This window comes from Rheinheimera fenheensis (assembly GCF_039871805.1).
Taxonomy (GTDB): Bacteria; Pseudomonadota; Gammaproteobacteria; order Enterobacterales; family Alteromonadaceae; genus Alishewanella; species Alishewanella fenheensis.
The window spans coordinates 105,716-129,958 of sequence record NZ_JBDPJM010000010.1 but is presented as its reverse complement, the minus strand read 5'-3'; the positions used below and the strand labels follow the sequence as shown (position 1 = coordinate 129,958).

The 24,243-nt window shown below is 53.0% G+C and carries 20 protein-coding genes; 7 read left to right on the top strand and 13 right to left on the bottom strand.

From position 1 onward, the window contains the following. Positions 1-122: 122 nt before the first annotated feature. Positions 123-2,753, top strand: coding sequence for a phosphoenolpyruvate carboxylase (ppc, locus tag ABGI61_RS13865; RefSeq protein ID WP_347602068.1), 2,631 nt, complete (start codon positions 123-125; stop codon positions 2,751-2,753). Between the two features lie 61 nt (positions 2,754-2,814). Beyond that, positions 2,815-3,702 carry a DMT family transporter gene (locus ABGI61_RS13860; protein ID WP_347602066.1) on the top strand — a complete coding sequence of 296 codons (888 nt, stop codon included), beginning with the start codon at positions 2,815-2,817 and terminating at the stop codon, positions 3,700-3,702. 8 nt (positions 3,703-3,710) lie between these two features. Here ABGI61_RS13860 and msrA read toward each other — a convergent pair whose 3' ends face one another. The 5 genes from msrA to ABGI61_RS13835 form a co-directional block, all read right to left on the bottom strand. Then, on the bottom strand, positions 3,711-4,970 hold the full coding sequence (gene msrA, locus ABGI61_RS13855; RefSeq protein WP_347602064.1) for a peptide-methionine (S)-S-oxide reductase MsrA: 1,260 nt from the start codon (positions 4,968-4,970) through the stop codon (positions 3,711-3,713). A 56-nt stretch (positions 4,971-5,026) separates the two neighbouring features. Continuing rightward, a complete protein-coding gene (gene ltaE / locus ABGI61_RS13850) occupies positions 5,027-6,109 on the bottom strand; it encodes a low-specificity L-threonine aldolase (protein WP_347602062.1) in 1,083 nt (360 codons plus the stop codon). Positions 6,110-6,287: 178 nt separating this feature from the next. Beyond that, positions 6,288-6,857, bottom strand: coding sequence for a hypothetical protein (locus ABGI61_RS13845; RefSeq protein WP_347602060.1), 570 nt, complete (start codon positions 6,855-6,857; stop codon positions 6,288-6,290). Positions 6,858-6,867: 10 nt separating this feature from the next. After that, the gene (locus ABGI61_RS13840; protein WP_347602058.1) at positions 6,868-7,470 is read right to left on the bottom strand and encodes a YdhT family protein; all 603 of its coding nucleotides are present in this window, start codon (positions 7,468-7,470) and stop codon (positions 6,868-6,870) included. A 238-nt stretch (positions 7,471-7,708) separates the two neighbouring features. Next, entirely contained in the window at positions 7,709-9,949 is a 2,241-nt protein-coding gene (locus ABGI61_RS13835) for a TonB-dependent receptor (protein ID WP_347602056.1), read from the bottom strand. Positions 9,950-10,172: 223 nt separating this feature from the next. On the opposite strand from ABGI61_RS13835, the gene ABGI61_RS13830 reads away from it, so the two are divergent. Further along, on the top strand, positions 10,173-12,248 hold the full coding sequence (locus ABGI61_RS13830) for a protein-disulfide reductase DsbD family protein (protein WP_347602054.1): 2,076 nt from the start codon (positions 10,173-10,175) through the stop codon (positions 12,246-12,248). Between the two features lie 31 nt (positions 12,249-12,279). Next, the gene (locus ABGI61_RS13825) at positions 12,280-12,879 is read left to right on the top strand and encodes a redoxin domain-containing protein (RefSeq protein WP_347602052.1); all 600 of its coding nucleotides are present in this window, start codon (positions 12,280-12,282) and stop codon (positions 12,877-12,879) included. A 10-nt stretch (positions 12,880-12,889) separates the two neighbouring features. Here ABGI61_RS13825 and ABGI61_RS13820 read toward each other — a convergent pair whose 3' ends face one another. Together ABGI61_RS13820 and mtnK are read right to left on the bottom strand one after the other, a co-directional pair. Continuing rightward, positions 12,890-13,795, bottom strand: a complete 906-nt coding sequence (locus ABGI61_RS13820; RefSeq protein WP_347602050.1) for a lactonase family protein — start codon at positions 13,793-13,795, stop codon at positions 12,890-12,892. 47 nt (positions 13,796-13,842) lie between these two features. Continuing rightward, positions 13,843-15,048, bottom strand: a complete 1,206-nt coding sequence (mtnK, locus tag ABGI61_RS13815) for an S-methyl-5-thioribose kinase (protein WP_347602048.1) — start codon at positions 15,046-15,048, stop codon at positions 13,843-13,845. 85 nt (positions 15,049-15,133) lie between these two features. Here mtnK and mtnA point away from each other — a divergent pair, with 85 nt between their 5' ends. Further along, positions 15,134-16,159, top strand: a complete 1,026-nt coding sequence (gene mtnA, locus ABGI61_RS13810; RefSeq protein ID WP_347602046.1) for an S-methyl-5-thioribose-1-phosphate isomerase — start codon at positions 15,134-15,136, stop codon at positions 16,157-16,159. A 163-nt stretch (positions 16,160-16,322) separates the two neighbouring features. Here mtnA and ABGI61_RS13805 read toward each other — a convergent pair whose 3' ends face one another. The 5 genes from ABGI61_RS13805 to ilvG form a co-directional block, all read right to left on the bottom strand. Continuing rightward, a complete protein-coding gene (locus tag ABGI61_RS13805) occupies positions 16,323-16,847 on the bottom strand; it encodes a tetratricopeptide repeat protein (RefSeq protein ID WP_347602044.1) in 525 nt (174 codons plus the stop codon). Positions 16,848-17,000: 153 nt separating this feature from the next. Beyond that, a complete protein-coding gene (ilvA, locus tag ABGI61_RS13800) occupies positions 17,001-18,569 on the bottom strand; it encodes a threonine ammonia-lyase, biosynthetic (RefSeq protein ID WP_347602042.1) in 1,569 nt (522 codons plus the stop codon). Further along, positions 18,569-20,419, bottom strand: coding sequence for a dihydroxy-acid dehydratase (ilvD, locus tag ABGI61_RS13795; RefSeq protein ID WP_347602040.1), 1,851 nt, complete (start codon positions 20,417-20,419; stop codon positions 18,569-18,571). Before ilvD ends, ilvA begins: the two co-directional genes overlap by 1 nt. A 62-nt stretch (positions 20,420-20,481) precedes the next feature. After that, entirely contained in the window at positions 20,482-20,736 is a 255-nt protein-coding gene (gene ilvM / locus ABGI61_RS13790) for an acetolactate synthase 2 small subunit (RefSeq protein WP_347602039.1), read from the bottom strand. Continuing rightward, positions 20,733-22,388 (bottom strand): acetolactate synthase 2 catalytic subunit, encoded by a 1,656-nt coding sequence (gene ilvG, locus ABGI61_RS13785; RefSeq protein ID WP_347602037.1) that lies wholly within the window; start codon positions 22,386-22,388, stop codon positions 20,733-20,735. Before ilvG ends, ilvM begins: the two co-directional genes overlap by 4 nt. Before the next feature lie 393 nt (positions 22,389-22,781). On the opposite strand from ilvG, the gene ABGI61_RS13780 reads away from it, so the two are divergent. Then, positions 22,782-23,024 (top strand): DUF1289 domain-containing protein, encoded by a 243-nt coding sequence (locus tag ABGI61_RS13780; RefSeq protein ID WP_347602035.1) that lies wholly within the window; start codon positions 22,782-22,784, stop codon positions 23,022-23,024. 5 nt (positions 23,025-23,029) lie between these two features. On the opposite strand, the gene ABGI61_RS13775 is transcribed toward ABGI61_RS13780, so the two are convergent. Continuing rightward, entirely contained in the window at positions 23,030-23,272 is a 243-nt protein-coding gene (locus ABGI61_RS13775; protein WP_347602033.1) for a GlsB/YeaQ/YmgE family stress response membrane protein, read from the bottom strand. 281 nt (positions 23,273-23,553) lie between these two features. On the opposite strand from ABGI61_RS13775, the gene ABGI61_RS13770 reads away from it, so the two are divergent. Continuing rightward, entirely contained in the window at positions 23,554-24,237 is a 684-nt protein-coding gene (locus ABGI61_RS13770; protein WP_347602032.1) for a CsgG/HfaB family protein, read from the top strand. Positions 24,238-24,243 lie beyond the last annotated feature (6 nt).

The following is a 24,243-nucleotide window of genomic DNA, read 5'->3' as shown; positions in this document are numbered from 1 at the left end:
GGTCGGTTTTTTTGGTTATTTGGTCTTACCAATTTCGTTGCCCGTTTTGTAATCAATCATGGTTGAGTACCAGTTCATTACCGGCTAGGGTGGTAGCACAAAAGCGAACCGAGGTAAGCAAAATGGACCACTACGCAGCACTGAGAAGCAATGTCGGGTTATTGGGCACCCAGCTGGGCGATACTATTCGTAGCCAGCTAGGCGATGCGCTCCTGGAGCGGGTAGAGCAGATCCGGCAATTATCCAAGGCCGCACGGCAAGGTGAGGAGCTGCAGGCCGATAAGCTGAAACAGGTGTTGCAAAGCTTAAGCGATGATGAGCTGTTACCGGTGGCGCGCGCCTTTGCGCAGTTTCTTAATTTAGCCAATTTAGCCGAGCAACATTACAGCATCAGTCGTATTGGCCAGGCCAGCATTGAAAAACCCGAGCCACTGCAGGAATTATTTACCCTGCTGAGAGAAAAACAGCTTAATGCCGCCAAGGTACAGCAAGCGGTGGCAAATTTATCAATAGAGCTGGTATTAACGGCACACCCGACCGAAGTGTCGCGCCGCACCCTGATCCATAAACTGACTGAAATTGCCGGTTGTTTAACCGAGCTCGAGCAGGAGCTCACTGCCAGCCAACAGCAACGGGTAGAGCTGCGCCTGCAAGAGCTGATTGCCCAGGCCTGGCACACCAATGAAATCCGCGAGCAGCGGCCAACCCCGGTCGATGAAGCCAAATCGGGCTTTGCCGTAATTGAAAGCTCGTTGTGGCAGGCGATACCGGATTTTCTGCGCGAGCTCGATAGCAAGTTATTATCCGCCACCGGCCAGGGGCTGGCGCTGGATGCCGCGCCGGTGAAGTTTTCGTCCTGGATGGGCGGCGACCGCGACGGCAACCCCTTTGTCACATCAAAAGTTACCCGGCAGGTGCTACTGCTCAGTCGCTGGAAAGCCGCTGACTTATTTGCCAAAGACTTAGATTTACTCAGCAGTGAGTTGTCGATGTATCAGGCCAGCCCGGCACTGCGTGAAGCCGCCGCTGAGGCCAGTGAGCCGTACCGGCTGGTGCTGAACAAACTGCGCACCGGCTTGCTGCATACCCGCGACTGGCTAACCGAGGCGTTAAAACACGACCGGCTGCAGCGGCCGCAAGACCTGATTTGGCATAACCAGCAGTTACTTGAGCCGCTGCTGCTGTGTTATCAGTCACTGCTCGATTGCGGTATGGCGGTGATTGCCAACGGCAAGCTACTCGACACACTGCGCCGTGCTTATGCCTTTGGTCTGACACTGTTAAAGCTGGATATCCGCCAGGATGCCGGCCGCCATGCCCAGGTATTTAGCGAGTTAACCCAATATCTCGGCCTGGGCGATTATGGCGCCTGGGACGAAAGTGCCCGGCAGGCGTTTTTATTGGCCGAGCTGGCTAACCGCCGGCCACTGTTCCCCAAAGGTTGGCAGCCCTCAAGCGATGTGCAGGAAGTGCTGGACACCTGCGATATTGTCGCCCGTCATGGCAGCGAGGCGCTAAGCACTTATGTGATTTCAATGGCCGGTAAACCGTCCGACGTGCTGGCGGTGCAGCTGCTGTTAAAAGAAGCGGGCATTAGCTTCCCGATGCCGGTGGCGCCACTGTTTGAAACGCTAAGCGATTTGCAAAATGCGCCCGATTGCATGCGTAAGCTGCTCAGCATCGACTGGTACCGCGGCTACATTAACGGCAAACAAGAGGTGATGATTGGCTACTCCGACTCGGCCAAAGACGCCGGTGTGTTTGCCGCCGCCTGGGCACAGTACAGTGCGCAGGAAGCCTTAGTGGCCATTTGTCAGCAGGCTAAGGTGCAGCTGACGTTATTCCATGGCCGCGGCGGCACTATCGGCCGTGGCGGCGGCCCGGCCCACGCCGCCATTTTATCGCAGCCACCGGGTTCGTTAGACGGTGGTTTACGGGTGACCGAACAGGGCGAGATGATCCGTTTTAAATTCGGTTTGCCCAAATTAGCCGAGCGCAGCCTGGCGCTGTATGCCAGCGCTGTGTTAGAAGGCATGTTATTACCGCCACCGGTGCCCAAGCAAAGCTGGCGCAGCTTAATGAGCCAGCTGGCAGAGGACTCGTGTGAGGCGTATCGCGCGGTGGTGCGGCACAATAAAGACTTTGTACCGTACTTCCGGGCGGCCACGCCAGAGCAAGAGCTGGGCCAGTTGCCACTGGGTAGCCGGCCGGCCAAGCGTAACCCGACCGGCGGCGTAGAGAGCCTGCGGGCGATTCCGTGGATCTTCGCCTGGTCGCAAAACCGCTTAATGTTACCGGCCTGGCTCGGCGCAGGCTCGGCATTGGCCAAGGCCGCCGAGCAGGATAAGGCGGCGCTACTGGATGAAATGCAGCAGCAGTGGCCGTTTTTCGCCACCCGCATGTCAATGCTGGAGATGGTGTTTTTAAAAGCCGACAGCGACATTGCTGCTTATTATGACAAGGTATTGGTGCCATCAGAGCTGCAGCATTTAGGCCAGGCGCTGCGCGACCAGCTCACTGCTGACCGTGAGCTGCTCTTAAAGCTTATTCACAGCGATACCTTAATGGCGAAAGAGAGCTGGATCCGCGAGTCGATTATGCTGCGCAACACCTATGTTGACCCGCTGCATATTTTGCAGGCCGAGTTGCTGCACCGCGTAAGGCACCAGCCAGATCGCGTTAGCCCAACTATTAGCCGGGCGCTAATGGTGACCATTGCCGGTATTGCCGCCGGTATGCGAAATTCAGGTTAACAGGACTCGTGCACAACCATGAAAACCGGCATAATCTGCCGGTTTTCTTTTGGGATTGGAAATGGGTTTATACATATTTCTTGCACTGGTATCGGCGGTGGCGATGGCCAGTAGCGGTATTATTGCCCGCTTTAGTGGCTTAGCCGCCGCTGAGCTGACGTTTTACCGTTTATTTGTCGGTGGCCTGTGTTTGCTGCTGTTTGTTACGCTTAGTGGCAAGCTTACGGCGCTACAAGGCAAACCCGACTGGCGCATGGCGGTTAATGGCATTTTGCTGGCCGGCTTTATGCTCAGTTTCTTGTCTGCCATTGAATACATCAGCCTGGCCAATGCCATTATGCTGGTGTATCTGGCACCGCCTTTGTCGGCCTTTGTCGCCCATTGGTTACTGCACGAAAAGCTCGACCTGCCCGACAGCAGCCTGATTGTGCTGTCGTTTTTCGGTTTTGCCATGTTGCAGCAGTTTAAGTTTGATTTAGTGTTAGATGCTGCGCAGCTGCCAGGCTTGCTGCTGGGGTTAATCTCCTTATTTTCCTACAGCGGCTTTTTACTGCTTAACCGCCGGGCGCTGCCGGCGCATTCCCAGCTACAGCGTACTTTTTATCAGCTGCTAATTGGCGCCTGCTGTGTATTGCCGTTTTTAACTGACATGCAAATGCCGCTCGCTGCAGATATGGTCTGGATAGCGCTGGCTGGCATTTTCCCCGGCTTTATCGCCATTTACTGCGCCATTATTGCGCTGCAGCATTTACCAACCCGGGTGTATGCCACGCTGGCTTATTTAGAGCCGGTAACGGTAATTCTGGCCGGCTGGTGGCTGTTTCAGGAAAGCCTGAGCTTGCTACAGCTTGGTGGTGTGCTGCTAATTATCGCCACTGGTTTAGGTCTGGCGCTGCGGCATAAACCGGCCAAAGCCGTAGTGGCAGTGGCCGAGGCGATTAAGCTTTAGCACCTGTGCTAAGAGCGCGGAATAAAGTCCAGCACGGTGGCGTTAATACAGTAGCGGCGCTGGCCATTGGGGCCATCGTCAAACACATGGCCCAGATGAATGCCCGACACGGCCGCGCGAATTTCGGTGCGGCGCATACCGTAGCGGTTATCGGGTTTTTCAATGACGGCGCCCGCTACCGGGTGGGTAAACGACAGCCAGCCGGTACCGGAGTCAAAGCGGTGGCGGGTGTCAAACAGTGGCGCGCCGCTTAGCTTATCGACAAAAACGCCATCGGGTGTGTTTTTAAAAATTTCATATTGCTGGCAAAAGCGCGCATCGGTGCCTTTATCAAAGGCCACGTCAAAGGCTTCAGTGTCACCCAGCTTAAACTTACCCAACAGCAGATAAAACTCGTCCGGGCTTACATAGCCCTGGCGACCAAACACTTCTTTGCCGTCCTGCAGCAGAATAATAGTCGGCGTCGCCCAGGTCGGCGAGCTGATACTGAGCCCCTGTAACTGGCTGGCATAGCGGTAGTGCATGGGGATATCACCGCTGTAATGCTTGCCTACATCGGCTTTAAACTTCTCGCAGTAGGGGCAATAGCTTTCAGCGTCGATTACGAGAATATGCTTAGCCGTTAACAGGGCGCTGTTGTCGACACTGGCCGTTTGCGCGATGGCTGTATCAGCAAAGCGCACACCGGTACTGTGATCGGGGCAGTAGCCGTTTGGGTTTTTCGCAATATAGTCCTGGTGGTAGTCTTCAGCCGGGAAAAATTCGCGCAGCGGCTTAATCTGGGTAGTAATAACGCCAAAACCGGCCGCATTTAACAGCGGTTGATATTCTGCTTTTAACCGGGTCGCAGCAGCAGCTTGCGCTTCGCTATTGGTTAAAATAATACTGCGATACTGGGTGCCAATATCGTTACCCTGACGGTTTAGCTGGGTGGGGTCGTGCATTTCAAAATAGCGTTTAAGCAGGGTATCGAGGCTAATTTGCGCCGGGTTAAAACGGATTTGAACCACTTCAGCATGGTTGTTCGGGTTAAACTGATGGCGCTTTTGCGTGATCACCCGATAGCTTGGCTCAACGCCATTACCATCGGCATAGCCTGATACCGCATCTATCACGCCGGGCATGGCTTCAAAGCGTTTTTCTACACCCCAAAAACAGCCGGCACCCACCACAATACTGTCGAGATGTTTGGTGGCTGGCATTTTAGCCATTGCACTGCCGGCAAACAGTACACTGAGCGTACATAGCCGGATAAGCTTGCTAAGCATAGATACCTCTGCCTGTTGTTACTTCACTGATGTTACGTAATAGACAGGCAAAAGGGTTAAAAGCTTTCAGCAAACTCCGTTACGGCTTGTAGTGTGCGCTCGATATCGTCGCGGCTGATATCCAGATGACACACCCAGCGCAGCCGCTTAATGCTGCCATTAGCGCTTTGGTAGTTACTGCTGGTCAGCTTAATACCCCGCTGTGCCAAGTACGGCACTAACTGCTCGGCTAAGCCAAGCTCGACATCAGTAAATAAAATATTGGTCTGTACCGGCAACGGCGTAAGCTTGCCCATCAGTGCAGGTAACTGCGCCGCGAGCGCGGTTAAGCCGTCAGCCAGGCGCTGGCAATGGGCATGGTCATCGGCCAGGCGGTCAATGTTGTGCTGCAGCGCATATAAACCAGCGGCGGCCAGCACACCGGTTTGGCGCATGCCGCCGCCCAGCATTTTCCGTACCCGCCGGGCGCGGGCGATAAACTCACTTGAACCTAACAACAACGAACCGACCGGGCAGCCCAAGCCTTTAGATAAACATAAGGATACCGAGTCGTACTCCCGGCATAGCTCGCGCGCCATCTGCTGAGGCGTTAAGCCATGCTGAGGCGCCAGTGCCACGGCAGCGTTCATCAGTCGGGCGCCGTCAATATGGCAGCTTAAGCCCTTGTCTGTGGCCAGCGCCGCAACATCGCGCATATAACTAAGCGGCAGCACCTTACCGCCGACACTGTTTTCAATCACGATTAAGCGGGTGCGGGCAAAATGCGGGTCGTCTGGTTTTATTGCCGCAGCGATATCTGTAAGTGCCAGGGTACCATCGGCTTGCAGCTCCAATGGCTGCGGCTGAATAGAGCCTAACACTGCCATACCGCCGCCTTCCCATTTGTAGGTGTGCCACTGCTGGCCCACTATGGCTTCATCGCCGCGCTGGCAATGGCTCATCATGGCAATCAGGTTAGTCTGGGTGCCGCTGGGGGCAAATAATGCCGCCTCAAAGCCCAGCATGTCTGCGGCGTAGCGCTGTAACTCCAGCGTGGTGGGGTCATCGTTAAACACATCATCGCCCAGCGCGGCGCTGAACATGCGCTCTTTCATCGCTAATGAGGGCTGGGTAACAGTATCGCTGCGAAAATCGGCCATGGTGTACTCCACAATTATGCTGCAGACAGACTAAGGCGCTGTGCGGGGTTGCGCAATCAGAATGGGTTAAAGTGCAGAACTATTCGCTGAAATAACGCGCTGAACTATTCAATTAACTAAATCGGCTGAAACAAAAAGGGCAGCTGATGCTGCCCCATAAACACACTACGCGAATGGGTTACAGTAATGGCATGGCGGATAACCACAATATCCATGTTGCAATATCATCACCGCTACTTAAGCGTGCCGGCTGATACACCACGGCCACCTGGCCGGTTTCAGCAACCTGAATATACTGCTGAGGTACCGCGACGGTCCAGGCGCGCTTGGCAGAAGACTCTGTCATATCTTCACGTGCTGATACAAAAAGCATTTTGCCATTCAGTGGCTGGCTGCGGCCTTCGACATACACTTTCACATTCATCGTATTTGCACTGTATCCGGGTAGCTTCATCCAGGCGGCGTAATCCGGCGTGATGGCAGATGCCAGCGGGCCGCCACCAGACTGGCTGTAAGCATAACCATCGGCGTAATGGCGGATGAAAGTCGAATCAAGCACTTTTGGCGGCATAACCGGTTCGCCAAAGCGCAATTGCCAGTTTTCCTGCTCAGCAACGATAGTCACAGTTTCAGTTTGCAATACCGCGTATTGCTGGCGCACGGCGTTGGTTACCGAGGAGGTGTAGGTGGTACAAGCGCTGAGTAAAGACAGTAGCACAGCCGATAGTATTAGACGAAGTTTTAGCATGAGGCACCTTTTATAGTTTGGTTAATTGTTGACCGTTATAAATCTCGATACTGGCTTTGGTGAACGTTTGCAGCCGGTAGCCGCGCGCTTCAGTGTTATCTGCTGCGCAGCGCAGCCCGGCGCTGCTACCGCCAAGGCGAGCAGCTTCCGCATCGCCACCCAACCGGGCTTGCTCGGCCTGTCCGCCCAGTCGGCTTTGTTCAGATTGGCCAGCCAAACGACTGGTATCAGCTGTGCCCGCCAATCTGGCCTGGTCTTGTTGGCCGCCGAGTCTGGCCGCATCATTCATGCCGCCCAATCTGGCCTGGTCAGTGTCTCCGGCAATTCTGCTGTTCTCCTGGTCACCTGCCAGCCTGGCTGCGTCGCTGTTACCCGCTAAACGTGCATTGTCTATATCGCCAGCCAAACGTGAGGCTTCGGCAGCCCCGGCCAACCGGCTTTGTTCTGCTTGCCCGGCCAGCCGAGCTTGCTCGGCATCACCGCCGACCCGGGCCGGTGCGAGGCAAGGGCACAGATAGACGAAATTGTTGCTGATTTGCAAATCCTGAAAGCTGTGTTTTAACCACAGGGGGTGTAATACGCTGCGTTCTGTGCTGTCAGTTTGTTGTAGCAATCGGCAATCTTGCCATGATTGTGCCTGAACTGACACAGCACTAAAAAGCAGGCTTGATAGCACTATAAATTTGCACGGCATTGGCATATTAAGGCGTTTACCTAATAGTAAATGATTTTAATCAGCATAATCAGCAGCATGTTTTTTGCCAATGTTTTTGTATAAAAAGTATTGTTTTGTCCTAATGTATGGCACAAAAAAGGCGGCTGACGCCGCCTTTTAATATGATGTTTATCAATTAATAAAAATTAATTTTAAAATCAACACCAAAGGTGCGCGGTTCGTTAACAAAACCGGTCAGGTTATTGAAATCGATAGCGCCTTTCAGGTTGTCCTGATCAGTGATATTACGGCCAAACACGCCTACTTCGTAGTTATTGTCGTAGTTGATATAAGCTACGCGTAAACCGGCTTCGTAGTTGTTGTTTGATTTAAACTCAGCTGATTCATACAGGAACAGGTTAGTCTTGCCCTGAATTTGATAATCGCCGTAAATATAAATTTCACCACTTTCGATCGGGAAATCATAACGGCCATTCAGGGTTAAGATGGTTTCTGGTGCCTGTGGGAACGGGTTGCCGTCAATCAGCGCCAGGTTTTGCGCGTTACGCGGGTCCAGCACGGTACACATGCCTGAACCACAAGGCGCTACTGTTAAGGTATCGTCCTGCAGCTCGGTATTGTTGTAGCTAAAGCCACCGCCCACACTCAGGTTTGGCAGTACGCGATAGTCAAAGTCGAACTCGAAACCATAGCCCACACCTTTATCGGCGTTAATCAGCTGGTTACCCTGGGTTTCACCACCAATGGCAGATAACTGAATATCGTCAATGGTGTAGTAGAACAAGGCCGCGTTTAAGCGCAGGGTGTTGTTCAGCAGGTCTGATTTCGCACCCACTTCCCAAGATAAAATTGTTTCTGATTCAGCAACAGATGGTGGCGCTTCAAAGGCCACATCACGGCCCTGGATAGACTGGGCGCGGAAGCCATCAGCGACACGGGCAAATAAACTGGTCTTGTCGGTTAAGCGGTAGTTTGCGCTCAGCTCCCAGCTAATTTGATCGTCAGACACTTTAATCGGATCGTATTGCTGAATTTGTGCTGCGCCAATTACCAGAGCGAAACCGTCAACGTTCTGATTACCGACAGAGAAGGTTTTCACGTCGTCTGTATAGCGGATACCGCCGGTCACATCCAGTTTATCGTTGATCTTGTAAGACGTTTGGCCAAACAGCGCCCAGCTGGTGTTGCCGTGGAACACTTCGGTGGCACCGAAGAAACCGTCAATACTGTTAACGCCAAAGGTAGAGTCGAAGTAGAAACCACCCACCTGCCAACTTAAGGCATCACTGGTGTCACTGGCTAACCGGATTTCCTGCGTGTACTGCTCTAAGTCTTTTAACTGATCTTCTGTCACTGCCTGGAAGGGGATAACACCTGGGCCATCTGGTGTGCCACCGTCAATATCACCAATGCCGCCACCGTCAGCACGCTCCAGCGCAGAAATGCTGGTCAGCGTCATGCCGTCTAATTGGAAGTCCAGCTTCAGCGACGCGCCCCAGGCATCATAGCTTTGGCTGTTCGCTGTTGGGTTGTCGTACGACACGGTATCGCGGTCGTAGTTGTCGTTCAGCTTATCGCTACCAGGTGACAGAATATTCGCGCGGAACAGCGACGAGGTACCGTCGTAATTACGCGAATGCACATTTAACAAGGCATCAAAATCAGCCGCTTCATATAAAAACTGTACCCGGCCGGCACGTTCATTGTAGCCACCCATAGCATCGCTTTCGCCAGTAAAGCTATTGTTCACCCAGTCACTGCGGTGCTGTGATAGCAAGGACACCCGGGCAGATAGCTCGTCGGTTAAACCACCACCCACTGCACCTTCCAGGTTAAACTGGCCTAAGGTGCCGGCGGTAGTTTTTACATAAGCATCAAATTCCTGCCGTGGTTTAACGCTATCGAATTTGATAATACCGGCAGTGGTGTTACGGCCAAACAGCGTGCCTTGCGGGCCACGGATCACTTCAACCTGCTGTACGTCAAACAGCGGGAAGCTTTTTAAAATCACGTTCTCCATCACCACCTCATCCATAATAATGGATACCGGCTGTGAGGCTGCCAGGTCAAAGTCAGTGTTGCCTAAACCACGGATATAAAACCGCGGTGCGGCGCGACCATTTGATGTTTCGGCATACAGGCCCGGTACTTTAATGGCCAGGGCAGTGATGTCATCGCCAGAAGAGAAAATGGCATCGAATTTTTCGCCAGATAAGGTGGCGATAGAAATTGGCACTTCCTGAATGCTCTGTGCCCGCTTCTGGGCGGTAACGGTAATGGTTTCCAGTTCCTGCTCTTTCGCTTCGGTGCCTTTGTCACTTTCCTGTGCCATCAGCACAGGAGAAAGGCCAACTGCTGCGCCAAACAGGGCAGCCTGCAAAGCTACTGACAACGCTGACTTGGTAAATGGTTTCATTAAGGTGAACCTTTTATTGATGATGTTTGCGAAGTTGTGTGTGTTTAGTAGCCGCCAAATTGCTGGAGTGACCACAGCGGGCGCTAACGCTAAACGTTGGCTAATATAGCAGTTTGTCGCACAAAATGCTCAATTTGACGACGATTGGCGGGTAAATTCTAAGCGTCGTGATCAAAATCGTTGTAGGCTCGTAGTAGTTACTGTCATTTACCGCGAGAGCGTTATGCCAAATGTGATTTTTGCGTTGCTACTGCTGATGAGCGCTTTGTTGCCGCAGCAGGCTGCCGCCGCCAGTTCTGGCTGGCAAAGTGCCAGCCATTTAAAAGCTGAACTGGTTAGCGAGTATCAACAATTGACACCGGGCCAAACTGCGCTGCTGGCACTGCATTTTGTACCGGATGAGCACAGGCATACCTACTGGCAAAATCCGGGCGACTCGGGCCTGGCCACCAGCTTAAGTTGGCAGTTACCTGAGGGCGTAACGGTAGGTGATATTATCTGGCCAACACCCAGCGCCATTGCGCTGCCACCTTTGATGAACTATGGCTTTGAAGGCCAGACCATACTGTTGTCTGAGCTGAGCTTGCCGGCCGGTTACAGCGCCGATACCGTGCAAATTGGCCTGACAGCAGACTGGCTGGTGTGTGAAGAAGTGTGCATTCCGGCCAGCGCCAGTTTTAGTTTAAGCCTGCCGGTTGGCGCTGATGCCGTGTTAGCCCAGCAGTATCAGCCGCTGTTTGCCGAAGCGAAAACACGCTTACCTAAGCTGCTTAACGCCAGCGGCCGCTTTGACACCTCGGGTGCCGCTTTTTCTGCACTGATTGATTTACCGCAGGCGCTTAATGTTAGCCAGTTTTTTGTCGCCGCCTCTGAGCTGGTTGATCACGCGGCCGCCCAGCAAATGGTGCTGAATAACAATCAGCTGATGCTACAGCAACCACTTAATACCTACTTTTCTGCTGCGCCCGACGCACTCGAGGTGGTGCTAGTCACCGATAGCGGTGCCTACAGTGTGCTGCTTAATAAAACCACTGACAGCAGCACCGATATTCTGATCACCCTGGGACAACAACACTCTGCAACACCGCTGTGGCTGATTTTGCTGCTGGCGGCCAGTGGTGGCTTGCTGCTGAATTTAATGCCTTGCGTGTTCCCGGTGTTGTCATTAAAAGCACTAAGCCTGGCCAGTAACGGCCAGCAGCGGTCGGCGCAGCAACGTGATGCTCTGTTTTACAGCGCTGGCGTGGTGCTAAGTTTTGCACTGCTGGCGCTGCTGCTGATAGCGCTACGTGCCGCCGGGCAGGCGGTGGGCTGGGGCTTTCAGCTGCAAAACCCCTATTTAGTCGCGCTTTTAGTGTATTTGCTGTTTGCGCTGGGCTTAAGTTTATCCGGCGTGGTGCAATTTGGTTTAGGCCTGATGAACAGCGGCAGCAGTTTAGCCAGTGCCAAAGGGGGCAAAGGGGCCTTTTTTACCGGGGTGCTGGCGGTGGTAGTGGCCAGCCCGTGTACTGCGCCTTTTATGGGCACGGCACTGGGTTATGCGGTGGGCCAAAGTGCAACAGTGGCGCTTACGGTGTTTGTTGCGCTGGGCTTGGGCATGGCACTGCCGTTTTTACTGCTGGCCTTAGTGCCGGGTTTTGCCCGGCTGTTACCCAAGCCCGGCGCCTGGATGGAAAGCTTTAAGCAATGGCTGGCCTATCCGCTGTATTTAAGTGCGGTGTGGCTGCTGTGGGTGTATGGCCGCCAAACCGGTATTGATGCCCAGGCGCTGTTGTTAATTGGCGTAGTGTGTATTGCCGCGGCCTGCTGGCTATGGGGCCGTAAACAACTGGCCCAGGCCGGTAACGTCAGTACAGCGCTGGCGCTAATGTTATTGCTGCTGGCATTGGTGCTGCCTGCACTAACGTCTGGCACAAGCGATACCGCAACACAGCCGCAAAGCAGTAACCAACACTGGCAAAGCTGGTCGGCAGCAAAGCTGCAACAGCTAAAGGCAGAGGGTAAGCCGGTACTGGTGAACATGACCGCCGACTGGTGTATCACCTGTTTAGTCAACGAGCGGGTGGCGCTAAATACCGAAAGCAGTAAGGCGGCACTGGCGCTGTACGATGTGACCTATTTAAAAGGCGACTGGACGTTGCGCGACAGCGCCATTACCGAATACTTGCGTTTGTACCAGCGCGATGGTGTGCCATTGTATGTGCTTTACTGGCCCGGGCAGCCACCGGAAGTGCTGCCACAAATTTTAACCCCCGACACACTTGCTACCACGTTGGAGCGGCTGAGTCGGCAACCTTAAGCTAAACAAGGCAATAAAAGGAGTAATGCAGATGAAATTACGTCAACTGGCTTTAGCAGCCTCTGCGGCTGTGTTTTCACTCGGTTTGGCTGCTGCACCGCAGATAGGTGCGCCGGCGCCGGACTTTACCGTGGTGGATTCCAAGGGTAACAGCCACAGTTTAAAAGATTTTGCCGGTAAAAACGTGGTGCTGGAGTGGACGAACCATGACTGTCCCTTTGTGGTTAAACACTACAGCGGCAATATGCAGGCACTGCAGGCCGATATGACAGCGCAGGATGTGGTATGGCTGAGTGTCATTTCTTCCGCGCCGGGCAAGCAGGGCCATGTCAGCGGCGCCAAAGCGGATGAGCTGACCGCCAACCGCAGTGCCAAACCCACCGCTGTGGTATTTGATGAAAGCGGTGTTGTGGGTAAAGCCTATGACGCCAAAACCACACCGCATATGTATGTGATCGACAAAGCCGGCGTACTGCAGTATATGGGTGGCATTGACAGCATTCCGTCGGCCAAGGTTGACGATATCGCCAAAGCGACACCCTATTTTGCCAATGCGGCTAAAGCCGTGTTAGCGGGGCAAACACCTGATCCGGCGGTGACCAAGCCGTATGGTTGCAGCATTAAATACTAAGCAAAAGCGCTTATACAGACACCACGGCTAAGTAGATGGCAGTGGTGTCTTCATGTGACGAGTAGTAACTGATATAAAGCGTGTTGCCGCGCCGCACCATACCGGCGTAGCTGCAATCACCGCCCGAGGGCAGGGTTAACGCTTCGGTCAGCTTACCGCTTTGCCGGTCTATCCAGCACAGGCTGGTGCGTACTTTGTCATCATACAACCGCACACAGGCCAGCAGCCGGCCATCGGGCAGTTGCAGCCACTGTGGCCCGCCAATACGACAGCCAATATCCTGCCATTGCCAGTCGGTATAGGGTGGAGCGCTTGCGCCAAATAGGCCATGTTCAGGGTCACGTCGCAACAAACATAGCGCCGTGCCGTCAGTGGTAAACAGCAAGCCGCTCTCGTTAGCGTAGCTGCCGCTGTAGATGTCTGTTACCGCAGTAAAGCCATGCATATCGCTACTTTGATATAAGCGTACCAGGCGCGGCTGGCCCACTTTATAACCCAGTGCATACAGCTGATGTTGCTGCCAGGCCATACGCCACAGCCAGATATTGGCCTCACCAACCGGCAGTGGCGCCGACCAGTGATAACCATCTGCTGATTGCCACAAATAAGACTGATGACTTAACAGGCTGCGATCATGCAGTGCGCCTGCGCCCAGCAGCAACAGCTTACCCTCAGGGCTCACGCTAAGTTTGGCATCACGTAAATCGGCGTTGCTATCGCTGATCAGCGCGGCGCTGTGCCAGCTTAGGCCATCGCTGCTGCGTAACAGTCGAAAGGCGCCATCAGGCGATACATGGTCGCTGCCTTCACGAAACACGCACCAGAGCGCGCCATTAAAGTCGACCAGATCGGTAAAGGCATTATGTGCTGCCTGCTGCCAGATACAGCTTACGTTTTGCAGTTGCAGTGTTGTCATGGTGTAGCTCAACTGATTAATATCGGCGCCGTTAAATACTGCGGCGCTTAGCGCTCAGGCAAAGCATGTAGCAACTGCATCAGCTGCGACATATTGGCCAGGCTGTGGCGCTGCATAATTAAGTCGCGCCCCAGCTGCAGTGCTTTGGCTTCGCAGGTGCCGCGCACTGTGCTGTCGCTAATACTGTCCAGATCGGCAACATGGGCCAACCCTACTGTGCGGCGAATCAGCTCACAGCCGGCGTAGCCTAAGGTGTCAGCCCACACCTGCTGCATAAAACGCTGCTGATACAGGCTATTTTGCAGTGCCGGCTCGCGGCATTCGTTACTCATCAGCTGTGTGAACTGGGCGGAAAATTCCTGCCACAAAGTTTGTACTTGTGACACTAAATAGTCCTGATGCTGTTGCCGGGCGTCTGTATCTGGCGTCAGGCCAAAGTGGCCCAGGTAGTTTAGGAGCAAGTTGCCGATTAAACTGCCAACATCAAAACCAATAGGGCCATAAAAGCCAAACTCGGCGTCGATAACTTTGCAGTTCTCTTCGTTAATAAAAATACTGCCGCTGTGCACATCGCCGTGTAGCAGCGCCTGTGGTTTGGATAAAAAATCGGCCTTTAACTGTGCCACTTCGGCCTGCAGGGCTTCGTCATGCCAAAGCTGCTGCGCCTGCTGGCGAATTTCGCTGTGAATATTATTGCGCTCGTGGTTGCAGTAAGGGTCGGTAAAAAATAAGTCTTCGGTGATCAGGCACAGTTCCGGGTTTAAAAACTTACCCACCTGCTGCTTTTTATTTGGCCCGGTTAGGGCAAAGTCGCTGGTGTAAAACAACGTATTGGCCAGGTAACTGGCCATTTGCGGCGCTAAGTGGGCAAATTGTTTACCGCTTATCAGCTCAGTGCGCAAAATGCGGTAGTGCTTTAAGTCTTCCATTAAAATGGCGGCCTGCTCTGCATCATAGTGCAGCACTTCTACTGTGTGCTCGGGGCAGAGTTTGCGGTGTTTTAGCAGCACTTGTGCTTCAATACGGGCTCGGTCAATCGTCAATGGCCAGCTTTCGCCAACACAACGGGCGTAAGGCAGCGCTTGTTTCACAATCAGGCTGGTGCCCTTGTCATTGCTTACCCGAAACACCAGGTTCAGGTTGCCGTCGCCAAATTCCTCACAGCTTAATTTGCTGTGATCGCCGAATAAACCACTGTGTTCATCGGCAAAACGCATAGCATCTTCAGTGCTAAAAGTATGGTACTCAGCCATTACAGTCTCTTACTTGTGTTGATAAACGCCGGCCTGCATAATCGCAAACCTGATAGACGTCTGCAACGCCAAACAGGAATAAGCTATGAAAAACCTGACCGCCCTTAGCCTGAAAACCGAACAAGGCCTGCTTTATGTGCTGGACCAAACCTTACTGCCCCAGCAGCAGCGCTGGCTGGCGTGCCGTACGGTGGCCGAGATGGTGGTTATGATTAAAGCACTGCAACTGCGCGGTGCGCCGGCCATTGGCATTGGCGCCTGTTTATTGCTGGCATATCGTGCCAGTGTCGGCGACAGCCGCGAGCAGCTATTGCTGGATGCTGAAGTGCTGCGCGCCGCCCGCCCTACCGCTGTAAACCTGATGAATAACCTTGATAGCATGCTGGTCGCGCTGCAACAGCCGGATTATAAAGCCGCGGCCATTGCCTGCGCCGAGCAGCTGTTTGCTGAAGATGTCGCGCTGTGCCAGCGCATGGCCGAACACGGCGCAGCCCTGGTGCAACAGGGTGAGCAATTACTTACCCATTGTAATACCGGCGGTTTGGCCACCGCCGGCGTCGGCACCGCGCTGGGGGTAATTAACCTGGCGCATCAGCAGGGCAAAAATATCCGCCTTTGGGTAGATGAAACCCGGCCACTGTTACAAGGCGGGCGTTTAACGGCCTGGGAGTGCCAGCAGCTGGGCATTCCGTATCAGCTGATTTGCGACAATATGGCCGCCATGTTAATGGCACGCGGCCAGGTAGACCGTATCTTTGTCGGCTCAGATCGCATTGCCGCCAACGGCGATTTTGCCAATAAAGTCGGCACTTACTCCTTAGCGGTGCTGGCGCACTATCACAAAGTGCCGTTTTATGTGGTGGCGCCGCACACTACGGTCGATTTAGCCTGCGCCGATGGCAGCGCGATTCCGATTGAACAGCGTCACGGTGATGAAGTGCGCGGTGTCAGCGGCGGCTTTGGCCAAGCCATTTGGGCACCGCAAGAGGCACCGGTATTTAACCCGGCCTTTGATGTCACTCCGGCAGCACTGGTCACCGGCTGGGTGTTGGACACAGGCGTGTATAACCAGGCCGATATCGCCGCCGGTGCATTGCAGCAGTTTGGTTGATGTATAGCGACATAAAAAAACAGCGTTATCCGGGGAGATAACGCTGCATACACACGGGGGAGTGTAGTTAAAACAACAGTTAACAGGCGCTTACTCTGTTAGCTGAAGCGTGGCACGGGCGCTTACTCCGGGCCACTATCTGCAGGTAGCAGAATTGGGTTGGCTAGTCAGCCGATACCATGGCAAGGTCTAAGCCGTTGTTGGCTTTGTTTAACGCCAGCTCCAGTCGCTGCAGGTTATGCAGGCTAACGTCGCTGCGACTTAGTTCCGCTGCGCGGCTAAAATCGGCCAGCGCTGCCAGGTTGTTGTTTTGTAACAGGCGCAGTACGCCGCGGTTAGTTAAGGCATAAGCGCGCATTTCGCGCTTGTCGCTGCTGCTAACCAGGTGCAGCTGCTGGGCGGCTGATACTGCGTTGTCGCAGGCGGTGGCGGCTTTATCCAGCTGGGCGCTTTTCGTAAAGCCCACGCACAGGCTCATTTGGCGTGAGAAGTTATCTACTTCAACGCTGCTGTTGAGTGTTTCGCTGATACCCTGATCAAACTGACCGGCCTGTAGCGCGGTAACGCCAGGGGTATCTTCAATAAGGACCATTTTATAGCCGTTGGTGTTGGCTGATGCGAGAAATGAACCTGAGGCCATTAGCATCAACGCCAAAGTACTGCCTAATTTAACTGATCTCGCTTTCATAGTGTGTCGCTCCCAATTTCCCATCCAGGCAGCCGTTGTCGGTCTGCAGGTGTAAGTTTGAGCAAAAGCACTAGAACTGACAAACGATAAAAAAAAATGCGATAAGTGAATTTAATTCACCTATCGCACTACTATGACTGTCATCTGTTGGGGTTACCCAGCCGTGAGAAAGGTTTGGTAACTACGGTTGTTACTGACTTGCTGATACTGATAACCCAACTTATCCAGATAAGCAGCAATATCGCTATGGTTAGCCACTTCAAAGCCGGCCAGTACATCGCCGGTGGCAGCACCGTGGTTGCGGTAGTGAAACAGCGTGATATTGCAGTGTTCCCCGAGGGTGTTTAAGAAATTCATCAGCGCGCCGGGGTATTCCGGAAAGTTAAACTGATACACCTGCTCCTGGAGTTGCCGTGGCGGCATACCGCCGACCATATGCCGCACATGCAGTTTGGCCAGCTCGTCATCCGATAGATCCTGAAATGCATAACCGGCGTTGCTGAGCAATTCTTTTACGGTATTCAGTTCCTGCTGGCCGTGGCGCAGCTTAATGCCAACAAAGATATGCGCTTTGTTATCGCTGGCATAGCGGTAGTTAAATTCAGTTATTGCCCGGCCGCCTAAGGTTTGGCAAAAACGGCGGAAGCTGCCTTTTTCTTCCGGTATGGTCACCGCAAATACCGCTTCTTTTTTCTCGCCCAGCTCACAGCGCTCTGACACATAACGCAGCGTATCAAAGTTTAAATTGGCGCCGCTTAACACGGCCGCCAGTTGCTGCGGCTTAGCTAAGGTACTGTTTTTCAGCTGCTGGCTGTATTTTTTCAGGCCCGCCAATGCCAGCGCGCCGGCCGGCTCGGCTACGGCGCGCAAGTCATCAAAGATATCTTTAATTGCCGCGCAGATTTCATCGCTGGAAACGGTTACCACTTCATCGCAAAAGCGCTTGGCCAGGTTAAAGTTTTCTGTACCAATACGTTTTACCGCCACGCCATCGGCAAATAAACCTACCCGTTCCAGCGTAACCGGCTGCCCGGCCTCCAGCGCGGCTTTTAAGCAGGCGGCGTCTTCCGGCTCTACGCCTATCACCTTTACGTTCGGCTGTATGGCTTTGATATATACCGCCATACCAGCCATTAAGCCGCCACCGCCAACCGGAATAAATACGGCGTTTAGCTGGTTATGCTGGCTTAGCAGCTCTTTGGCTACAGTACCTTGCCCTGCAATCACGTCGCTATCATCAAACGGCGGGATATACACCGCGCCCTCGGTATTGGCCAGGTTAATCGCGTAGCTGTTGGCTTCATCGAAGGCGGTGCCGTGCAGTACTACATTGCCACCCAGCGCTTTTACTGCCGCAACTTTGATCTCTGGCGTGGTGATGGGCATCACGATAGTGGCCTTTAGGCCCAACTTGCTGGCCGATAAGGCTACACCCTGGGCATGGTTGCCGGCCGAGGCGCACACCACGCTGGCGTCGGGATTTTGCTGCTGTACTTTGTGCAGTTTGTGAAAGGCGCCGCGCAGTTTAAATGAGTACACTGGTTGCTTATCTTCGCGTTTAAGCAACACATTATGGCCCAGCCGCTGGCTCAGTTTTGCCATGGCATCCAGCGGGGTCTCTACCGCGGCCTGATATACCGGCGACAGCAGAATTTCACGCAGATACTGCTGCATTAACTCGGTATCTGTCTGTGCTCTTTGTACTGTTGCCAGGTTATTCATTAGTCCTCCAGCTTACTTAAATCGCGCACCGCACCTTTATCCGCACTGCTGGCCAGCAGGGCGTAGGCTTTTAATGCGGCGCTAACAACGCGCTCTCGATTCTGCGGTTTCCAGCCTTGCTTGCCTTTGGCATCCATCGCGGCGCGCCGTGCCGCCAATTCGTCATCGCTGATAGCAATGCCAATTTTGCGCTGGGGGATATCAATTTCTATGGTGTCACCTTCCTGTACCAAGGCGATAGCACCGCCGCTGGCAGCTTCCGGCGACACATGGCCGATAGATAACCCCGAAGTACCGCCAGAGAAACGGCCGTCGGTGATTAGGGCGCAGCTTTTACCCAAGCCCATCGATTTTAAATAACTGGTTGGATACAACATTTCTTGCATACCCGGGCCGCCTTTAGGACCCTCGTAGCGGATAATGACGGCATCGCCGGCCACCACTTTACCTTTTAAGATGGCCTCTACCGCGTCGTCCTGGCTTTCAAAAATGCGCGCGCGGCCGGTAAAGACTAAACACTCTTCATCAACACCGGCGGTTTTTACGATACAGCCGTTAGGTGCCAGGTTGCCAAACAGCACGGCTAAGCCACCATCCTGTGAATAGGCATGTTCTTTACTGCGGATACAGCCCTGCTCTCGGTCATCATCCAGTGTGGGGTAACGGCAATTTTGTGAAAATGCCTGGGTGGTGCGGATACCGGCTGGGCCGGCCAGATACATTTGTTTGGCGTCTTCATTGCTGGTGGTTTTAATATCCCACTGCTCCAGCACAGCGGCTAAGCTGGGGCCGGCCACATGTGGCACGTTAGGGTTTAATAAACCGGCACGGTTTAATTCGGCCAGAATACCGATAACACCACCGGCGCGGTGCACATCTTCCATATGGTATTTCTGCGTCGACGGCGCCACCTTGCACAGGTGCGGCACGATACGCGATAAACGGTCGATATCGGCCATGCCAAAATCGACGCCGGCTTCTATGGCTGCCGCCAATAAGTGCAGTACCGTATTGGTTGAGCCACCCATGGCGATGTCCAGCATCATGGCGTTTTCGAACGCGGTTTTGTTGGCGATATTGCGTGGCAACGCTGTGGCGTCATCCTGTTTATACCAGCGGTTGCACAGTTCCATAATTCTGAAACCGGCCTGCACAAACAGCTGTTTACGATCGGCATGGGTGGCCAATAGCGAGCCGTTACCAGGCTGGCCTAAACCTAAAGCTTCAACCAAGCAGTTCATTGAGTTGGCGGTAAACATGCCCGAGCAGCTACCACAGGTGGGGCAGGCGCTGCGCTCAATTTGTTCGCTTTGCGCGTCGGTGACTTTGGGATCAGCGGCTGACACCATCGCATCGACCAGATCCAGCTTGATAATTTGATCAGATAATTTGGTTTTGCCCGCTTCCATTGGCCCGCCGGAGACAAAGATCACCGGAATATTTAACCGCATGGCGGCCATTAACATGCCCGGTGTGATCTTGTCGCAGTTAGAAATGCACACCATGGCATCGGCGCAGTGGGCGTTAATCATATATTCGACCGAATCGGCAATTAACTCGCGTGATGGCAGGCTGTACAACATACCGCCGTGGCCCATGGCAATGCCATCATCTACCGCTATAGTGTTAAATTCTTTGGCTATACCGCCAGCCTCATTAATGCTGTTGGCTACCAGTTTGCCTAAATCGCGCAGGTGCACATGGCCGGGCACAAACTCAACAAAAGAGTTAACAACAGCCACTATTGGCTTGCCAAAATCGGTATCTTTAACACCGGTGGCTCGCCACAGTGCGCGGGCGCCCGCCATATTGCGGCCTTCGGTAACGGTGGCAGATCTTAACTTTGGCATTGCGGTACTCCGTGTAGTCGGTAAATAAAAAGTATAGGTTTAGCTGGTATCAATATTGGGTGTTATGCGCTTAGCACTGCCAGCTCACTGCCGGCCAGCTCCAGTTGCTGTATGTCGTACAACTTATTCAGCTGATTAGTTAACAACTGGATCGGCTTGTCACCGCTGACGCTTAATTTGATCGTCACACTGCGGCTATCGGCACGTGGCGTCATTTGCAGGCCGGTCAGCTGATAACCGCGATAGCGGGTCACCTGTAACAGGCGCTCAACGACGGCCGGGGTATTGCTGGCGGTGATATTCAGGGTATGGTTCATGCTTTTGCCTCCGTGATCATCTCTTCATTAGCGGCGCCCGGCGGTACTAATGGCCAAACGTTGTCTTTATCATCAATACAAACATGCAGTAAATAAGGCCCTGGCCAGGTAAACATGGCCTCCAGTGCGCTCTCTACCTCATCTTTGCGTGTTATGCAGTGGCCGGGTATAGCAAAGGCGGCGGCCAGGGCGACAAAGTCCGGGTTGTCGGACAAGTCGGTTTCGCTGTAGCGCTCGTTAAAAAACAGCTGTTGCCACTGTTTCACCATGCCCAGGCGCTGGTTGTCGATTACGACAATTTTTACTGGCAGCCGAAAGCGTTTTATCGTGGCCAGCTCCTGCACATTCATCATAAAAGAGCCGTCACCGGTAACAGTGATAACAGTATCTTGCGGCCGGGCTAATTTGGCGCCGATAGCGGCCGGCAGGCCAAAGCCCATGGTGCCCAAACCGCCGCTGGATAAATGATTAAGCGGGCTGTTAAAGCGCATATGCTGTGCCACCCACATCTGGTGCTGGCCTACATCGCAGGCCACTACGCTGTTATCCGGCATGCGTTCACTTAATTGCTTAAGCATTAAAGGCGCGTAAATGCGCTCGCCCGGGTGGTCATAGCGCCAGCCGTATTGCTGTTTTAACTGCGCACAATGGCTAAGCCAGTCGGCGCAGTCAGTAGCAGCGGAGATAGCCGGCAAAATTTGCTGCATATCGCCCAGCAAGGCGGCATCGGCAAAGCGCACTTTGTTGATTTCGGCCGGGTCGATATCAACGTGGATCACTTTGGCCAGCGGGGCGAACTTTTGCAGGTTGCCGGTTACCCGGTCATCAAAACGGGCACCTAAACAGATTAATAAATCGCACTGTTGCACGGCTAAATTGGCCGCTTGGGTGCCGTGCATGCCCAGCATACCTAAATAATGCGGGTTATCTTTTGCTACCGAGCCCATGGCTTTTAAGGTGGTGACAGACGGCATCGGGTTGGCGGCTAAAAATTGCTGCAGCTGGGGCATAGCGCCGGCCATATGCACGCCGCCGCCGATATAAGCGATGGGCTTTTTTGCTGCAGCGATTAACGCACGGGCTTTGGCCGCATTCGCCAGCGACGTAGCGACAGGCAAAGCCTTAGTGTTGATGACAGCTTCAGGCTGATATTCGATGTCAGCCAGCTGCACATCTTTAGGAATATCCACCAGTACCGGGCCAGGGCGGCCACTTTGCGCGATGGCAAAGGCTTCGTTTAGCGTAGCGGCCAGCTCTTGCACACTGCGCACCATAAAGCTGTGTTTGGTAACTGCCAGGCTTAAACCTAATACATCAATTTCCTGAAAGGCGTCAGTGCCCATCACCGCCTGTGACACCTGACCGGTAATGGCCACTACCGGCACCGAGTCCAGCATAGCATCAGCCAGCGAGGTGATTAAATTAGTGGCACCCGGGCCAGAGGTAGCCATGCACACGCCTACCTTGCCGGATGCGCGGGCATAGCCGATAGCCGAAAAGGCGCCGCCTTGCTCATGCCGGCACAGGTAATGTTTTACCGTGCTTTGGTATAAGGCATCGTAGATAGGCATAATGGCACCGCCGGGGTAGCCGAAAATGGTATCGACCCCGTGTTGTTGCAGCACCTTAAGTACCAATTCTGCGCCTTTCATTTTGTGTATCCTTGTTATGCTAAACCGCTTTTTTCAAGGCCCGGAAACGACAAAACCCCCGGTCCTTGCGGAGCGGGGGTTTTGTTGGAATTCGCTTTTTACGCTACTTTTGTTCCAAAACACCGCCCCCGCGGAGATTAATAATCACCACGACCACGAGGACAATAATGTTCAGAACAGCAGCTAAACGCATTTTATGATTCTTACTTATTTACTTGGTTAAAAATCGTTTTAGTTATGTTGATCTGTCATGCAGATCGAATTGCTATTAGAAATAGCCGTCTATCAGTCTGAAGTCAACAGATTTTTGTCATTAGCTAAAAAATAGTCAATTTGCACCCGATACGATAGGCAACGTACACTTAAGCTATTCGTTACCCTGCGTGGTGGCCTGTGGATCAGTTAGAGCTGTTTGACCTGCCCAACCCTTGTGTCGGTGTCTGCCAAAGCAACAGCCGAGGTTACTGCATTGGCTGCCTGCGCTCGCGCGATGAACGCTTTAACTGGCACCAAAAACCGGTGGAAGAGCGTGCCCACATTCTAAAGCTGCTGGCACAGCGCCGGGCGCGGCTTAATGCTAAAGCGAAAAAAGAGCATGACGCACCGCAAAGCGGTGAGTCACTGGATCTGTTTTAACCAAGCTAGGCTTTTTTAATTAAACCGATCAAAAACAGCAGCACCACAGCGCCAACGGTTGCCGTAATCAGCGAACCGACTAAACCATAAGAGGCCAGCCCCACCGCACTAAATAAAAAGCCGCCAATAAAGGCGCCAACAATACCCACCACCATATTGCCCAGCAAGCCAAAACCGCGGCCCTTCATAATGGTGCCGGCCAGCCAGCCTGCGATAGCGCCGATAATTAAAAACATAATAAAGTTCATCGCCATTCCCCTTTTGTTATTGGTTAACCCAAGACAGCGGGTTAGCTAAAGCCTAGCGATAATGTGCAGAATTGCCAGCACAATAACTTCGCTGTGAGGTAGTCTGCAACACCCTAATATTATTTTTAATAACACTATTTTAAAAAGCAGCTTTGCCATTAAATTTTATTTCAAGTTTGTTTCCTTGCAGATATGATGCACAAGGTAATGGGTACTAATGAGTTGTTATATGAAAACTCAGCAGAAGCTGTTACAACTACTATTTATGCTAAGGAATTGAAATGAATTGGAATTTAGACAAAAAAGCTTTAACTTTTCTGATGGCTGGTGTTGCGGCGTCTCTAATTACCGGGTGTGCAACAACGTCATCTAAAGTGGTTGAAACGCCCACTGTTGCCAGCTATGGCACCAGCTACAGTGGTGCAAAAAGTAAGTTGGTAATTGGCCAGTTTGTTAACCGCTCTAACTTTCAAAACGGTATTTTCTCAAATGGCGTGGATATGCTGGGCAATCAGGCCAAAACGACCTTGATTAGTCACTTACAGCAAACCAATCGCTTTAGTGTGATGGACCGCGATAACATGCAGTTGTTGTCTGGTGAGGCTGGCTTGTCTGGCGTACAACAGTCAATCAAAGGTGCGCGTTATGTGGTTACTGGTGATGTCACCGAATTTGGCCGCAAATCAATCGGTGACAAACAGCTGTTTGGTTTACTGGGTAAAGGTAAATCGCAAATTGCCTACTCGAAAGTGACGTTAAATGTGGTTGACGTCACCACGTCTGAAGTCGTGTATTCAGTGCAAGGTGCTGGCGAGTACAGTTTGTCAGAGCGTGAAGTAATCGGTTTTGGCAGTACCGCAGGCTATGATGCCACGTTAAACGGCAAAGTATTAGACTTAGCTATCCGTGAAGTTGTGAATAAACTGGTGACTGGCCTCGAATCTGGTCAATGGCAAGCAGAATAGAGAACA